Annotated in this window: 11 protein-coding genes; 3 read left to right on the top strand and 8 right to left on the bottom strand. The window is 52.7% G+C overall.

From position 1 onward, the window contains the following. Nucleotides 1–4: 4 nt before the first annotated feature. The gene (locus Pr1d_RS18295; protein ID WP_168205337.1) at nucleotides 5–706 is read left to right on the top strand and encodes a cyclic nucleotide-binding domain-containing protein; all 702 of its coding nucleotides are present in this window, start codon (nucleotides 5–7) and stop codon (nucleotides 704–706) included. Nucleotides 707–775: 69 nt separating this feature from the next. On the opposite strand, the gene egtB is transcribed toward Pr1d_RS18295, so the two are convergent. The 5 genes from egtB to Pr1d_RS18270 all read right to left on the bottom strand — a co-directional run bounded on the left by egtB (nucleotide 776) and on the right by Pr1d_RS18270 (nucleotide 8,299). Continuing rightward, nucleotides 776–2,059: an ergothioneine biosynthesis protein EgtB gene (gene egtB, locus Pr1d_RS18290; RefSeq protein WP_148074879.1), complete on the bottom strand. Its 1,284-nt coding sequence runs from the start codon at nucleotides 2,057–2,059 to the stop codon at nucleotides 776–778. Next, a complete protein-coding gene (locus Pr1d_RS18285) occupies nucleotides 2,043–3,587 on the bottom strand; it encodes a glycine betaine ABC transporter substrate-binding protein (protein ID WP_148074878.1) in 1,545 nt (514 codons plus the stop codon). Before Pr1d_RS18285 ends, egtB begins: the two co-directional genes overlap by 17 nt. Beyond that, nucleotides 3,584–4,315: an ATP-binding cassette domain-containing protein gene (locus Pr1d_RS18280; protein WP_148074877.1), complete on the bottom strand. Its 732-nt coding sequence runs from the start codon at nucleotides 4,313–4,315 to the stop codon at nucleotides 3,584–3,586. Before Pr1d_RS18280 ends, Pr1d_RS18285 begins: the two co-directional genes overlap by 4 nt. An 8-nt stretch (nucleotides 4,316–4,323) precedes the next feature. Further along, entirely contained in the window at nucleotides 4,324–5,298 is a 975-nt protein-coding gene (egtD, locus tag Pr1d_RS18275) for an L-histidine N(alpha)-methyltransferase (RefSeq protein ID WP_148074876.1), read from the bottom strand. Between the two features lie 91 nt (nucleotides 5,299–5,389). Continuing rightward, entirely contained in the window at nucleotides 5,390–8,299 is a 2,910-nt protein-coding gene (locus Pr1d_RS18270) for a cytochrome P460 family protein (RefSeq protein ID WP_148074875.1), read from the bottom strand. A gap of 1,190 nt (nucleotides 8,300–9,489) precedes the next feature. Between Pr1d_RS18270 and Pr1d_RS18265 the strand changes: the two genes are divergently transcribed. Next, nucleotides 9,490–9,897: a hypothetical protein gene (locus Pr1d_RS18265; protein ID WP_148074874.1), complete on the top strand. Its 408-nt coding sequence runs from the start codon at nucleotides 9,490–9,492 to the stop codon at nucleotides 9,895–9,897. A gap of 171 nt (nucleotides 9,898–10,068) precedes the next feature. After that, a complete protein-coding gene (locus Pr1d_RS18260; protein ID WP_238476533.1) occupies nucleotides 10,069–10,539 on the top strand; it encodes a hypothetical protein in 471 nt (156 codons plus the stop codon). 34 nt (nucleotides 10,540–10,573) lie between these two features. Here the strand turns inward: Pr1d_RS18260 and Pr1d_RS18255 are convergent, their stop codons facing one another. The 3 genes from Pr1d_RS18255 to Pr1d_RS18245 form a co-directional block, all read right to left on the bottom strand. Then, nucleotides 10,574–10,945: a response regulator gene (locus tag Pr1d_RS18255; RefSeq protein WP_148074873.1), complete on the bottom strand. Its 372-nt coding sequence runs from the start codon at nucleotides 10,943–10,945 to the stop codon at nucleotides 10,574–10,576. Nucleotides 10,946–11,034: 89 nt separating this feature from the next. Next, complete coding sequence (locus Pr1d_RS18250; protein ID WP_148074872.1) at nucleotides 11,035–12,777, bottom strand: outer membrane protein assembly factor BamB family protein; 1,743 nt, start codon at nucleotides 12,775–12,777, stop codon at nucleotides 11,035–11,037. Between the two features lie 9 nt (nucleotides 12,778–12,786). After that, on the bottom strand, nucleotides 12,787–15,069 hold the full coding sequence (locus Pr1d_RS18245) for a PQQ-like beta-propeller repeat protein (RefSeq protein ID WP_148074871.1): 2,283 nt from the start codon (nucleotides 15,067–15,069) through the stop codon (nucleotides 12,787–12,789). Nucleotides 15,070–15,593 lie beyond the last annotated feature (524 nt).

Here is a 15,593-nt window from a genome sequence, read left to right as displayed (position 1 = left end):
GACCATGACCAATCTGCTCCATCTGGGGAACATCCTTTATCTCGTCGCCTATTCGGTCCGCGATGTGCTCTGGCTCCGGATATTGATGGTGGCCGCGATGTTCTGCCTCTTGCCCTACTATTTCTGCTGTAGTGCGACTCCTTTGTACGAACCGATTGCCTGGCAGTCGATTTTCATTGCCGTAAACCTATTTCAGATCGGATTGTTGATCTTGGAGCGACGTCCTGTTTTCCTAGGAGAGGAAGAATTACGGCTCTATAGAACGATTTTCCGTTCACTCCAACCACGGGAGTTCACTAAACTCTTGTCCGTCGCTGAATGGAAAAAAGCCAGAGAGGGAGAAGTCTTGATGCAGCAAGACCAACCCGTTTCTGAATTATTACTGATTGCCAATGGCCGGGGCCGCATCGAAGTCGATGGTCGATCGGTCGCCGAAGTTGTTTCACACCAATTCGTTGGTGAGATGGGATTCTTGACAGAACAAGTCGCCAGTGCGAGGGTGGTCACCGTTCTTCCGACAGAGTATCTCTCTTGGCCCGTGGAAAAACTACGAACCTTGTTCGAAAATTCCCCCCAACTGCACATGAAAGTACAAGGAATCCTCGGAGCCGACGTAGTGGACAAACTCCGCAAAGAAGGCATCATCGCAGCCCATCCCTCAAAGATCATGGAGACCTACCAGAAACGAGGCGGGACTACTCAATGAAATCGCAATCCCGTTAACCGCGATGCGGAGCTCCAGCGCAGCAGAGCGCGCACTTCAAACGTCCCCCACCTACCGCGCCAATCGAAACCCCGAAAACTGCCACCGTGCCTCTGGTGGGAAAAAATTGCGATAGGTGCGACGGATATGATCCGATGATGTCGCGCACGATCCGCCGCGCAGTACGAACTGATTGCACATGAACTTGCCGTTGTACTCACCCAAGGCACCGGGCGGAGGCTGATAACCCGGGTAGGCCGTATACTGACTGGCGGTCCATTCCCACACATCGCCGAACAGGTGATCGAGTGGTCCTTTCTCGTCGATGCGACTACTGGGATGGATCGCTTGTCCTGCGGCCAAGAGCGAGTCAGCAAAGTTTCCTTCGATGGGAACCTCCTCGGCAGCCACTTCCCATTCCGCCTCGGTTGGAAGACGCGCACCTGCCCAACGGGCATAAGCGTCTGCCTCGAAGTAACTGACATGGGCAACTGGTGCAGAAGGATCGAGCAGGCGTAGACCAGCCAACGTAAATTCCTGCCATTCACCACATTCCTGATACCAATACTGCGGATGCCGCCAACCGCGGTCTTGCACCTGTCGCCACCCTTCGGATAGCCAATACTCTGGGCGAGAATAGCCATCGTCTGTGATAAACTTCAGAAACTCGCCGCTGGTCACCGGACGACTGGCAATCGCAAACGATTCCAAAAACACACGATGTAGCGGACTTTCATTGTCGTAGGAAAAACCTTCACCGGCATTGCCGATTCTGTGCTGACCTTCCTCAAAATCGATCCAGTCACATTCTGAGGTCACATTCGTGGTAGATGGCTGTGTGCCGGTGCGGAAAGTAGGCAGCAGTGGATTCAAGGAAAAGAGATGCTTCACATCCGTGAGAATCAACTCCTGATGTTGCTGCTCGTGGTTCAGTCCCAATTCAACCACTCGCGCGAGCTGAGGATCCGCCTCGATCCGTCCATTTGTAAACCAATCTGCAACGCATTGGTCTACTTTGTGCCGATAGTCGTAAACCTGAGCAACCGTAGGTCGCGACAGCATCCCTCGCAAGGCACGAGGGAATTGTTCTCCGACCGCATTGTAATACGAGTTGAACAAGACTTCGTAGTGGTCATCGAACACTCGATAGCTGGGATCTGCCTTCAGTAGAAACGTCTCGAAGAACCAAGTCGTATGAGCTAGGTGCCACCGAATAGGACTGGCATCCGGCATCGACTGGATACAACAATCTTCAGCCTGAAGTGTTTCGCATATTTGTTCCGTAAAGAGCCGCACTGCCGCGAAACGCTTAGCAAGATTCGTAGGGATAGATACGGTTTCAGTTTGGTTCGACATCGTTGGAGCTCACAGACAGTGGTTGCAGACCGGTGGGGACAAACCACCGTTCTCCCACTTCAAAAAAAACTTGCAAGAGAATCGCCATACAGGCTGCCGGAATCGCCCCCTGCATGATCAGACCTGTGTCGTTTAAACGTATGCCTGTCAGGATCGGCTGACCATACCCCCGCGCACCCACGAGGGCACCCAGCGTAGCAAAGCCTACGTTTAGGATCGCAGCGGTCTTGATGCCAGCCAGAATCGAAGGAGACGCCAGTGGCAATTCAATATGCAGCAGGCGAAAAATGGGCGAGAGCCCCAAGGCTGTGGCCGACTCAGCATACTCTGGCGAGATTGCGGCCAAGCCTGTAGCTGTGTTTCGCACGATGGGGAGCAAACTATAGAGAAACAAAGCGACTATCGCAGTTGCTGAACCCGCCCCCAGCGTGCCAAGCCCCAGATAAGCAACCGGGGCGATCAGCAACACCAGAAGTGCCAGAGCAGGAATCGTTTGTACGATACCAACTATGCCAAGAATCACTTGTCCCAACTTGGGCCGCTTTGCCGCCAGAATCCCCAATGGAATCGCTGCAAAAATCGCCGGGATCAGCGACCGGCGTACTAGATCGCAGTGTTCCAGAGTACGCTGCCAGATCTGGCTGGCCACCGAAGGATCAGCAACTTCCACATCCAGCGAAAACTGGTCGAGCAAGAAATCAGCCGCCACTTGCGGCTCGCGGATCTTACCCGTTTCCACCTGCGCATTGAGATCGAGAATCTCTTCTGCAGTGATCTGTGATTCTAATTTTGCAATCAGTGGAGGGACTTCAGGAAATCGCTCGGATAGGTCAGAGCGAAACAACACCACCGCATCATAACGCGGGAAGTAGGAGCGGTTATCCTCCAACAGCACGAGATCCATTCCCACCAAGCGCGCATCGGTCGTGTAGACATCCATCACGTCGATGACGCCTGACTCGAGCTGTCGATACGCGAGGTCATGGTCTAAACCCGTGACCTCTTCTTGGGGCAGGCCATATTGCTTGCGAAGATTCTTCCAACCATCCTTGCGATCAAGAAACTCATTGCTGAACCCCATTCGCAAATTATCATGGGCTGCCAGATCGGCGATCGTGGCCAGATTGTATTTTTCTGCGGTCTCTCGGTTGACTGCCAGAGCATAGCTATTGTTGAAGCCCAACGGTTTGCTGATGAGAACCCCTTGCTGTTCCAATAAGACCGAGAGATCTTCCAAGTCTTTAGCGTCCGAGCCTGAAAATATTTCTTCGATCAGCGTGCCGGTGTATTCAGGATACAAGTCGATCTCCCCTCGGCGCAGCGCGTCGAATACCAGTGTAGTCCCCCCCAATTCAGACAAATGGCTGGCACGTTGACCCGTTGAGCGGATGAGTTGTGTAAGAATCTCCCCCAATATGACCGACTCCGTAAACTTCTTGGAACCTACCCTCACGCCAGACAACTTCGATCTGCGCGGAAACACGGCCACCAGGAGCAACATGAGACATATTAACAGGGCACGTTTCATGCAAACACTTGCCGTTGGGCTTGGACAAACTTCGAAGCAAAGTCGTCTACCGGATTTTCCAATAACTCTTCGAAGGAACCTTGCTGCACGATTCTACCTGCTCGCAGCAACGTGATCGTATCTCCCAAAAAACCTGCTTCACCTAGGTCGTGGGTTACCAACACCACGGTCTTATCAAGCTCACGGAAGATCGTGCGCAAATCCTGCTGCAATTCGGCGCGGATCATGGGGTCGAGATCTCCCAACGGTTCATCCAGCAACAAGACGTCGGGGTCCAACATCAGGGCTCGCATCAAACTAACTCGCTGGCGTTGTCCTCCAGAGAGTTGCCGGGGAAAGCGGTCCAACAGTGTGGCGGGAAGTTGCGTTAGTTCGAGTAGTTCCTGGAGTCGAGCTTCCGTTCGCGTCGAATCCCAGCCTAGATAGCGAGGCATGATCGCTGCATTGTCCCTTGCCGTGAGATGAGGAAACAATCCACCTTCCTGAATCATGTAACCTATTCTTCGTCGTATTGTCTCGAGGTTCTTTTCCAACAGCGGCTCATTGTCAAAAAGAACCGAACCAGAATCGGGTTTCACCAGCCCAACCATCATCCGCAACAAAGTGGATTTCCCACACCCACTGGTTCCAATCAAGACCTGTGTCTTCCCCGTCGGACAATCCAGATCAATCCCGTCCACAGCCGTATGTGAGCCAAATTTCTTCGTGACACATTGCAAATGGATCATGCTGGGTCCTAATCCAATAAGGCAAGGTGCAACACTGCAAAACGCTCTTGTGGGTCGGTCCACGAGCGCCGAAGGGTTAAACCCACTTGAGCAGCCAACTTCGCGAAACCCACAATCGTGTATTTATGCGAATGTTCTGTGATGATCGACTCTCCTTCGTCAAATCGGAACGATTGATCGCCAATGGTAACTCGTTGCCGAGAACAACTAACCAAGGAGATCTCGACACGCTCCTCAAGATCATCATAGACAGCCCTGTGGCGAAATTGGTTGATGTCAAATTCTCCTGCCAGCTCACGATTGATCCGTTCAAGCAGATTCCTATTGAAGTCGGCCGTTACACCACGAGCGTCGTTGTAGGCCGCTTCAATCACGGAAATATCTTTCTGCAAGTCGATACCAATCAGCAAGCCACCTCCACGTCCACAAAGCTCAGCAATTTGGGAAAGCATGGCCCGCGCCGCAGAGGGTTCAAAGTTGCCTATCGTCGAACCGGGGAAAAACACTGCGCTATGAGTCGGCTCTCGCCGAGATTCTGGCAGAGTAAAAGCTTCAGTAAAATCTGCACAGACAGGCAAGACTTCAATGTGAGGATAGGCCTCTGAGAGCTGAGCCGCAGTAGCAGCCAGATGCTCGCGCGAAATGTCGACGGGCACATAGGCGACTGGGTCGGCAAGTCTATCCAGTAGAGCACGTGTTTTGGTGCTGCTACCGCTTCCATACTCCACCAGCATCACTCCAGGACCAATCTGGTCGGCCATCTCTTGAGCAAACTCTTTGATGATCTGATCTTCACAACGAGTAAGATAGTATTCCTCAAGTAAACAGATCTGATCAAACAGTTGCGAGCCCCGCTCGTCATAAAAATATTTGCAGGGCAATCGCTTGGGAGTGGCTTTCAGGCCCTCTATCACCTCGGAGAGAAACTGCTTGGAACTGGGCTCGAGATCGACTAGCGTCGTGGCCGAATCAGAGTTGTGCATGGCGAGTCCAAACGCTGACGTATGAATAGTAGTTGACTTCGAGCTACCATCTTATCGGCTACTATGCGATATGTGCAGGGACAATTTGTCGCTACTCAACCTTCGCTTTGGCAGACGTGACTTCTAACTTCCAGTTTTCGATGGGCGTTCCACTCAGGTCGATATTGCTGCAGATATAGTGCAAACGCTGCGTAGCAGGACCATTGGGTGCCGTTTCAAACAAGCTCTGTAAGAAATAAGGGGGAATCGCCTGATAATACAACTTGGCGCGCACTTCCAGTTGCTTGCGGTTGATGTCGGCGGGTAGCTTGATGCGGTAAACCACCTCGTCCGATCCGCTGCCGTCGGTATAGCGAGGATCTTTCTTTGCCATGGGGCCGGGGTGGGTCGCTTTGAGAAACTCCCCTCGCAGCGCGGGCCCCGGTCCCTCTGCTTTCCAGCCGCGGGGGAGCAGCCGGTTGTCTTTGATGACATCGGAGCCGTGGATAAAACTCGTCGTGTATTTATGCTTACCACTGTGCAGCAGCGTCTCATAGATCTGCACCTGTTCAGGTGAGGTAATCACCTCATGATGATGCTGGCATATCTGGGTATTCTCGGTTGGGTGTTCCGCAAAGAACTCTGAAGAGAGCGGTTTGCCCTCAGCATCGACCAATACGCCCAGTTCATTCGTGCGGCCCGACGACCAAACAATCTGCTCCTTGGTGCTGCCTGGTTTCTCGACCACCAGCAATTCGATAAATGCTCGGCGGAATCCAACGCCGCTAGGGAATCGATGTCCCACCTTATTCTGCACATCAACCGTTGCCACAAGCTCCTTGCCTTCGAGAGATGCCTCGACGGTAAGCGTCGCCACATCATTGCGGGCCTGATGAACAAAGTCGGCAATCGCGTGCGGGATGTCCTCGGTCGACCCGGTCATGAAATCGTACTTGCGTACACCCAGCACGTCGTCGAATTGATTGAACATCTCCAGGAGGAATACATTTAGCCCGCGGAAGTTGTGTCGAGAGTAGCCCTCCTTGCGATGGCGAATCTTGAGCTCCTTCTGATCGACCAAGTTCTCCGCGTCGGGAAACGTGTCGTCCTGAATCGCAGCGATACGAGTTTCGATGTTCTCCAGATGCAGATCCAAATCGTCATTGTGATAGTCACGTGCCATGTGACAATCTTGACACGTTTGGGCCTGCGGGTTGTCTGGATTGAACTCGTTTTCAAACTCGCTGTTGAGCCATTCCAAGTAGGTTGCCTGTTCCACATGATGACTATATTTCTTGAACAGAGGATTCTGTTCGGCAGCGATCAGTTCGTCAGGCTCTTCACCCTCAGCCAACGGCTTGTCCACAATGGGCAGATTTACCACATGACAGGTTCCACACATCTGAGACTGTTTGATGTACGGATTGAATTTTGGCTTGAATCCCAGCGCATGCTCCATGGAATACGGCGAAATCTCTTCATCCTTGAAGGGGCCATGCAGTTCATTGGCGTTGCCCACATGAATATTGCCGGTAATCGAGGTTTCCAGGAAAAACTCTAAGTAATGCCGATGGTCGTCTGCCGGCTGCTCGCGCGGCTGCATTTGATGGCAGATCGTACAACTGATGCCATCGCGGGCTAGCGCGCCGTAGTGCCAGTCCTTGTCGCTTTGAGACTGTGGGTCGTTCGATGCGAGCATTACATGTTCCATGCCGAAATGCCCCGAGGAATTACCATGGTCGAGCGTGAACTGGTGCTTCCCCATCGCACCATGGCAGGTGAGGCAGGTTTCAACGAGATTGTCGACATGAATTTTTGCTTGCTCCGGATCGTCGGCGAAATCTTCGCGCATCAACTCGATCTCGCTTTCGAGCTGGGCATGAAAAATCGGATCGCGCCCCGCCAAACCCATCGGCGTCCAGCGCCATTCCCCATAGGGCGAGAGGTGCACCCCCTCCGAACCGTATTCGGCATGCTCCCCCGTGGGAACAAACATCGTCGGCCCGAAGGGTTCCATGAGTCCAGCATGACAACTCATACATTGATTGGAAGTTACGAAAGGTTGCGTTTGCTGTTCAGAACTCGGGCGACGAACCACCCAGTCGTGGGTCACCGGCGGGAAGTACAGCACTTGATCTCGTGTTCGCGCTGCAATACTTGGGAAGAGCGTTAAGAATTCTTGACTCAGCGCCGGCTGGCAAAGTTCCGGATGCGGTGAGTTGCTACATCGGGGATGCGAAGTATCGGCAGCCAATTGCTCTACTCCGACAAGCAGCCCAGCGTTGCTCTCATCCTCCGGGATCTCTGCCCCCACCGGTTCCTCGTGATCGGTCACCTTGCGCCAGGAATCATCGACACGAAATAATAGCGGCTCCCCAGGGAAGCCTTTGATGTTACGAAGCGAGGCAAAAGTGAACTCGTTCGTCGCGCCTTTCGTTTGTGTGGAAGCATGGCAGCGGACGCAATAGATACCAAACCCCGAGATCGGATGATCAAACGGATATTGATGGTTGTCGACTACCTGCTGATCCTTGGCTGGGTTACTCCAGAACCAACCGTCATGGGAACTCTTGGCGTCCTTGACCATCACAGTCCAACTCGACAGATGCGCGAACAACTCATCATCATCCAGCCCTTCATAACGAGCAGCCGGTGGCTCGTATTGCTCCTTGATGATCATCGCCCCATCGGGAATCGCATCCTGCTTTCCTGCAACGAGCCAGTCAATAATTTCCGGCGAATAGTAGATCGAAACCGCCGGGTGGGTGCCATAATATTTGCCGTTGAGATACGGCCCCGTATCGCGCACCCGTTTGTCGTAAAACCAACCGAGTGCCTTGTAATGCCTTCTGTTGAGAAACTCGAACAACTGCTGTTCATAGTCCGCTACGTTCAAAGAACCAGGCAAGGGCAGGGGGCTCGGCTTGCCGAACGAAGTGGGAGGATCGAAACCCGTCTCGCCATGAATCGCGCCACAAAACCAAGGCAGCCAGAGAAGACCATAAATCCATGAATGTCGCATCAACGCACTCCCTCAGAAAACAGCAGCGACTGAGCCAAATTACCCAACCGCGAGCCAGTAGCATAGCAAACTGGTGCCCAAGAGCAGAACAGCTCTCTTGTGATTTTTCCCGTGGTGCGAATAATCTGTTCATAAGGCCAGGGTTTTCACGGATGAAACACGGACATAACGGAGGTCTGGGATCAAATTCGAGTAGATCCGCGTTGATCCATGGCTAACATTTCATCAAACGTGTGGCCTCATACAATACTCATGGGCATGTCAAGAGTTTAGGCACTCCTGCTGGCGGGTTTCTCGACTGCCAAAAGGATCCAACTAGAAAGCCGCGACCGCTGGTCGCGCATAACGCTGCTGGGTGCGACGTGCCCTGAACGCGTTACTGTGGGTTGCTGTGGGTTGCGGCTAGACACAATCGGGCATAAACACAAAAAGGCCGGGGCCTGCACGAGTGCATGACCCCGACCTTTTCTAAAATCAAACTTCCGGCCGAATTGCGACGGTGTGGAGTCGCTGGAAGAAAGGCGCGTGTCGGACAGTGCTGCGCACTGCCTTTTATTTGACGCGGGCCTATCCAAAAAATTGGTCCTCCCGACGGAATTATGACCGAGAAGTTTGGCTCCTTATCTCCGCACGAAGCGGAGGCTTGTTTGCTATGTTACGCGGTGTGAACGCTAAAGGGAAATCGGTAGTTGCTAGTTCCGCACTTCAGTGGAAATGCCAAGCGAGCGACGACTTATACAGATTAATTCTACTCCGAAAAAGAGTAGTGTGGGGAAAATTTCTCCGGCAATGTGGAATAGCAAACGCCATACCAGAACGCTGCATCAACGGCCCCTTGCTCTAAGGTAGGCGAGCAATCGAAGAAGTGCAAATAGCATGCCTTATCCGTACTACGGGTTATTTTCTAGGTACTCATAAAAGTGACGATAAAAAGAATAGAGATTAGCCGCTGACTTGCACGGGTTAGACACGGACTAGACGAGCGACTCAGTGGCATCCCTGATTCAGCCGTGTCGAGCCGGGGCCAATAACTGCCTAAAATAATCGCAAATGTCTGCTGGCATCCGGCAAGAAAATCAGGATTGGTCTTGCCATCTTCGAGCGAAGGTTCTACAAGTTGCCTTCGAAATAGGCCCAGACTGCAAAGGGTCTAGCAACTCTCCTCTCAATGCTGCAATCGAGGTGCACAAGTGTCTTCTTTCAAACGACGCCTAAAATCAATTTGCTCGACAAAATGGCTCTGCGATGACACCTGTTCTCTTGGCCTGACGTTGATGGTCGCGCTGTTATGTTTTTGCATCCTTCCCACCAATGGCCAGCAGTCTATCGGTCCCGATACTCAGCAGGGGCGCCAGCTTTCGCTCAAGCAGCAACTCACTCTCGGCCTCAAGGCAGTGACCCCAAGTGACAAGGAATTCATCGATTTGGTTGTCCTTAGGGTCGAACAGGGCAAACTCCCCCGCAGCCTGGTCGACAGCACCTTCCTCTGGGCTCGCCAGCGCGCCGATGCCAAGAGCTACTCACGATCCCTACGGCCAATGGTGTATTTCAAGCCTGGACTAATTGCCCGCACAAAGAAACTTCACATCGAACTGTGATCGGTTCTATGGAAATCAGGCACTTTTGGAGACTTGTAGGGGCATAATGTCTGCCTACACCGGTTCCCCATTTTAGTTAAGAGCAGTAGTCAAACCGCCCTTAATCAGATAAAATCCCGTCTTTCAATTGTCTTTCTCCCCAAAATGGGTATCTCAGGTCGAGTCGGCACTATGGCTAAGAAGACTGTCAAGAAGAAGGCTCCTGCTAAGAAAAAAGCAACGAAAAAAGCTGCCCCAGCCAAGAAAAAGACCGCAAAAAAGACGGCCGTCAAGAAAAAGAAAGTAGCAACCAAGAAGGTGGCAACCAAAAAAAAGAAAGCTTCCCCGGCGAAAAGCAAGACGGCAAAATCAACACCCGTCAAGAAAAAGAAGGTCGTGAAGAAGAAAGCTGCCACGAAGAAGGCGGCTCCTGCAAAGAAAGCAGTGGTCAAGAAGAAAAAAGCCGCTGCCAAGCCCCGCCGTTCTACGAAAAAAGTGGTTCGCCTGAAGGCCTTCTGGGGTGTCTTCAACCAGTCGCTCCGCCGGGTCGCTTTGTTCGAATTCAACGAACGCAAAAAAGCCGACGTTAAGGCCGCCGACCTGACCAAGAACGGCAAGTCTCCGCATTTCGTCATGCCGGTCAAGGAAGCGATCGAGGCGTAGGACGAGTTGCCGCATGCCGCGTTGCGGCACGACTTTATCCAAGTATCGGCTGGAGCTTCTCAAGCGTCTCCGGGTTGCCAAACTCTAATTTCCCAAACCCTCGCTTGGCACCTAGTTCCATGGCTGCATCCTGATGCTCCGCATGATTCGTGATGAGCATCACGGGGATATCTTTCAAGACAGCATCCGCCTTGATCTCGCGTAAGATTTCGATCCCATCGGAGTAATCACGATCGAGTTTGCGGTTAATCAGAACGAGATCAAAGTTTCCTTCTCGGAGCGCCGCCAAGCTATCCTCCATCCCGTGGGCTTGGTCGAGAGTACAATCAAAATTCTTGGTGAGAAATGCCTTAATCGACGAAAAGTCGGGGCCACAGTTTCCCACATCCAATACACGCTTGCTCATGGCTCAGTTCCTATGTAGCTATTGGCTATTAGTAGACAGCAAGGAAGCATTCTCTGGCTAACGACTGAGCGCTAACAGCTAACAGCTTTTCATTTTCCCTCGGGAGTAATCGCAAACAGATGGGTGCGATTGCTTATGTACAGCACGTCGTCCGCCACGATGGGAGTACTGTAGACACTATTACCCATGTCTTGAGTCCCGTAGTAAGGTTCGCCGTCTTCCATAGCTACTTCGGGGTCAGCCGAGTGTCGGAAGATCGCCACTTCACCATCTTCGTCGCCGATGTAGACCTTGTCTTCGACAATCAGCGGGGAGCCCCATGCCGCGGACAGCATGTCGTAGGTCCAATTCACCTTGCCGGTCTCAGCGTCCAAACAGTGAAACAATCCACTGAAGTCGGCGATGTAGAGAATTCCATCACGAATAGCTACCGTGCCGCAACTGCGGTGCATGGTTTCTTCGAAATCGATTTTGTCGTTCCCATTTTGGTCGACTTCACTGTAATGCCAGATAGCGGCGGAATTCGGATTGGGGCGGGTAAGGTCCCCCTCTTCGGGAACGACGGCCTGCACCCGCTTGGGTGGGATTTCTTGGGTCGGATCAGCCGAATTAAACGCCAGTTCGGGGCTCACGTTACCTCGTTTGGTAGGATCGATGCACCACAGATGACCGATCCCCTCACCATGCTCGGGATCTTGACCAACTGCCACATAGAGCTTGTCATTGCAGAATACGGGAGTTGCAATAATATTATTTCGCGTCCCCCGTCCACCTAACTCCCACCGGGAGGTCTTCGGATTCGCGTCGAATTTCCACAGCAACTTCGAATTTCCCTCGCCATCCCCAGCGGGATCAAAGCTGTAGACCCAGCCATCGCCACCGGCAAAGATCACCTGTGCTTGACCGTCCAGCTCAAAGTAGGTCGGCGACGACCATTGTCCATGCAGAATGTTGAGTCCCGGGGACTTGTCCGTCCACAGAACTTTTCCCGTATTCTTATCCATGGCAAAAAAGCTGGGAGCATCGGGAGCAGGAATGTAGTTGTGCTCCACGTCCACGCCATTGGAAGTATTCACAAAGAGAATGTCGCCCGCCCCGGTTACCGAGCAGCTACACATGTTGTGCTGCGAGATGCCCAGCTCTTTCATCATGTCGAAGACCCACACGACATCGGCTTCTTTATTCAGGTCGTATGGTTTTTTGGACTCTTTGAGTAATTCTTCTTCCGCCGTGTAGGGCCCATCATTCTCGCCATCATAGAATCCCTTGGTGTCGAGGCAGCGAACTTCGCCACGGCTCGTTACAAACCAAAGCCGATCTCCTTCGACAAACGGCGCACAACATATCCCCTGCAACGGCCAGTCGTGGACCCTGCCCGTGGGAAGCTTTTCGCTGCTGTGTTGCCACAGGAACTTGCCATCCTTGGTATCAAAACAAATCAGGCACCCTAAATCCACGTCACTAGGGTAGCGCTCGATCCAACCGCCACTGTTGTTCGTACCAACGTAAACCTGACCGTCGGCCACCACGGCATTGCCATAGGTTTGCGATCCCAGTCGCGCAACCCATTTGATGTTCTTGGCCGTCTTAGGATCCCATTCACCTGTGGTGTAATTAAATTTTCCCACGTTCCACTCAGTCGGAATATCGTGTCCGATCGGTGTATTGTTGTGCTGGGGTGTGCCGCCCCACTGGGGCCAATCGATCGTCCGATGGCCCGTGGCATGTTCTTGGGCAGCATGAGTTGCCAAGTAATCTACGCCCGCACCGGCCCACCAGCCCAGTGACGCTGCGACCACGAGCCAGGTAATTTTCCTATATTTCGTCTTCATAAAGAATGCCTACTTATTGGGATAGACTTTAATGTTGTCCACGAAGATTTCTGCGACCTCTGCCTTGCCAAACAAACCTGGACTTCCAAAGAGATGGGGAGCCGCGTCTTCCATCTCAATAGTCCAACTCTCAGGCTCGGCTTCGCCACGTGGCCAAAGCTTGCCACGCACGAGCGCCTTGTCGCCCTGGGGGTCCACTCGCATTTTCATTGTATACCACGTGTGCGCCGTAGGATCGAATTCGACCGAGGCGTTTGTGCGGTGATCGTGGGGGCTCCAGCTATAGATACGCAGCTCGTTGTTCATAGGTCGCACGGTCATTGAATAACGGCTATTCGTCAGCCCAAAATCGGGTAATTTGCCATCTTGCTCTTCGAGGGAGAAATCTGCCTCGATCGTGTAGTCTGCCATGTCCACAGGACCCATCGTAAGCTGGCTACGCGTGCCCAACTTATTGTTGGGATCATTGGGTGTCGGCAACTCGTCTCGCTTCACGGCAAATCGCTCACCATCTTTGTCACGAAGCACATACCGGACTCGTCCTCCGATCCAAGTGAGAGGCACATCCTCAGCGGTTTCGAAATCAAAGCTCCAGGGCAGGGGGGGGACTACCCGTACTCTGGCTGTACCAGTGAGATCACCCACCTTACATTGCACAAGGGCCACTTGGTGTTCATTCTCCGAGGGAGCCGTATAAGTCCCGTCGACGCTAATCGTACCGGGGCCATCTACTGAATAGGTTGCTTCACCGGCAGGAACCTCCTTCAAAAGTTGACCGCGCGAGTTATATAGCCGAACTTGGTAGGATTGCTCTTCGCCGGGGGTCAGCAGCACATCATAGGGCTCGACCTGTACGAGAGCAGGCTGAGGATCTTTATCAATTGGCGTTTCTTGTGGCCGTGGAGGAAGCGGATCAGCCGAGGGAGTCACACTCGCATCACCAAGACAATAGATGGCGTTCGAAGTGGGCACATAGATCCGCCCATGCGAGACAATTGGCGACCCGTCGTTGTCTTCTCCGAGCCGAAGCTTGTGTACGATTTCCACCCCATCAGCCGTGGGCTTGAGGATGTACCACCTTCCCGAATTGGTAATGGTGTAAACCTTGCCATCGGCAACCAGCGGCGTACTCCGCATCGCGGTGCCCAAGGCCTGCTTGTCAATCTGTTCGCCGGTCTCTGGATCAAAGACATAGAGTTTCGCACGATCGTCCACCGTCCAAAGCTTTCCATCCACCATCACGGGTGAACTCTTGCCGGACATGATTTGCGGCACGAACCATTTCTCTTTGCCGCTCAGGTTGCCGGACATGGTGCCATCGATCGCCACCAATGCCCCCATAGTATTTCCGATGACATTCTCTTCACTCTGTGAATAATAGACCGTGTCCCCCACAACCAACGGCGAGACATTCAAGCCGCGGCGAGATAGGGGATAATGCCAAATCGGCTGCCCCGTGCGAGGTTGCAATGCCCAGACCTCACCGTCCCCTGATCCGAAGACCAGGGCTGCCTGACCACCTAGAACGGTGACAGTCGGCGTACTATAGGTCGTGTCGTACGGCGAAATGCCTGTCCCATTCATCCAGCGAATAACGCCGGTTGATTTGTCGAAGCTCATGAAGCGGTGAGCGGGCTTTGCCAGGAATCCATACTTTGGTGCATCTCCCCAGCCAACAACCACAGCACTAGTGAGTACTTGATCTTCAAAAATAACGGGGACATTCGTGCGTCCTCCGTAGGTGTTAATCAAGCCAAACTCTTCGAGTAGACTACGGTCCCAAACGACTTCCCCGGTTTTGCCTTCCAAACAGCAAAAATAGCCGCTGACGCTCTGGACATAAATTCGCCCCGTCTCGGGGTCACCCAGGCAGCAAGACCAACCCACCCGCGAGTCGGGTACCTCACACAGGTAGAGGTTGATGCGATGTTCCCATTGCTTCTCGCCAGTGGCGGCATCAACGCAAACCACTTTCTCCGCTTCGACTTCGGTACCCGGCTGATCGCGGACAATAGTGTAGAGCAGGCCGTCCATCACAATCGGAGTCGATCGGCCTCCCAATTCTTCGTTCTTCCAAAGCAAATTGCTGCCCGCCCCTCCCTCGGGATCCCATGATTCGATCAGATCCTTCTCGGTCGAAGCGTTATTCTGCTGGGGTCCCCGCCAGTTAGGCCAATCGAGCGGATCTTCGGCAAGGACTTTCCCGCCCTCTGTAAGAATCCCCAATATAACCGTTATGCAGTAAATCAGCCGGAAAGAAAGTATTTCGGAATTCCGCCAGTAGTGTTTCATGAGTTAGCTCTTGGGTTATTCGCTTCCATTGCGAGGACGCCTAGTGTCTTGTCAAATCTAATTTCGATCCGCTCAATCTCAATTCTCAGCATTGACAATGAACCAGATAGTCCTTGACTCGGGGTCCAACAGTGGAGGGGTGTGCAGGGTAGGGATCAACGGAGGGCGTCGAAGGAAGGACAAATAGTCACCCGCAATCGCATGCTACCACCGAGTTTGACGCCTCAGGGAACATTAACGATTACGCAAATTCTTATCATTTCGCCTTGGAGCAACGAATCAGCAGTAGACGGTCGCAAAAGCAATCTTCCTATTCCCCCTTAAAATAACAGATTTCTACGATCTTCCAAGGTGCCCCATGGACACTGTGTGGCAAGGCAAAATCGTTATCAGAGGGAAGGTCCCCTTGGACGGTAAAGTTTGCCTAACACTTGTTCTAACTCAGTTCGTGAAAATTACTTCGGTCGACTCAAGGGTTCTATGATAGCTCGCCGATACGTCTTCTTGTCGGGGGCGATACCCAG

Origin of the sequence: Bythopirellula goksoeyrii (assembly GCF_008065115.1) — a bacterium.
Lineage (GTDB): Bacteria > Planctomycetota > Planctomycetia > Pirellulales > Lacipirellulaceae > Bythopirellula > Bythopirellula goksoeyrii.
Note: the sequence above shows the minus strand (reverse complement) of the source record. Positions and strands in the feature narration are given on the sequence as shown.

Bases quoted from the DNA above. Each gene is read 5' to 3' on its own strand.
- Pr1d_RS18295 (WP_168205337.1), top strand. From the start codon at position 5: ATGACCAATCTGCTCCATCTGGGGAACATCCTTTATCTCGTCGCCTAT.
- Pr1d_RS18280 (WP_148074877.1), bottom strand. From the start codon at position 4,315: ATGATCCATTTGCAATGTGTCACGAAGAAATTTGGCTCACATACGGCT.
- Pr1d_RS18245 (WP_148074871.1), bottom strand. From the start codon at position 15,069: ATGAAACACTACTGGCGGAATTCCGAAATACTTTCTTTCCGGCTGATT.
- Pr1d_RS18260 (WP_238476533.1), top strand. From the start codon at position 10,069: ATGGCTAAGAAGACTGTCAAGAAGAAGGCTCCTGCTAAGAAAAAAGCA.
- egtB (WP_148074879.1), bottom strand. From the start codon at position 2,059: ATGTCGAACCAAACTGAAACCGTATCTATCCCTACGAATCTTGCTAAG.
- egtD (WP_148074876.1), bottom strand. From the start codon at position 5,298: ATGCACAACTCTGATTCGGCCACGACGCTAGTCGATCTCGAGCCCAGT.
- Pr1d_RS18255 (WP_148074873.1), bottom strand. From the start codon at position 10,945: ATGAGCAAGCGTGTATTGGATGTGGGAAACTGTGGCCCCGACTTTTCG.
- Pr1d_RS18285 (WP_148074878.1), bottom strand. From the start codon at position 3,587: ATGAAACGTGCCCTGTTAATATGTCTCATGTTGCTCCTGGTGGCCGTG.
- Pr1d_RS18250 (WP_148074872.1), bottom strand. From the start codon at position 12,777: ATGAAGACGAAATATAGGAAAATTACCTGGCTCGTGGTCGCAGCGTCA.
- Pr1d_RS18270 (WP_148074875.1), bottom strand. From the start codon at position 8,299: ATGCGACATTCATGGATTTATGGTCTTCTCTGGCTGCCTTGGTTTTGT.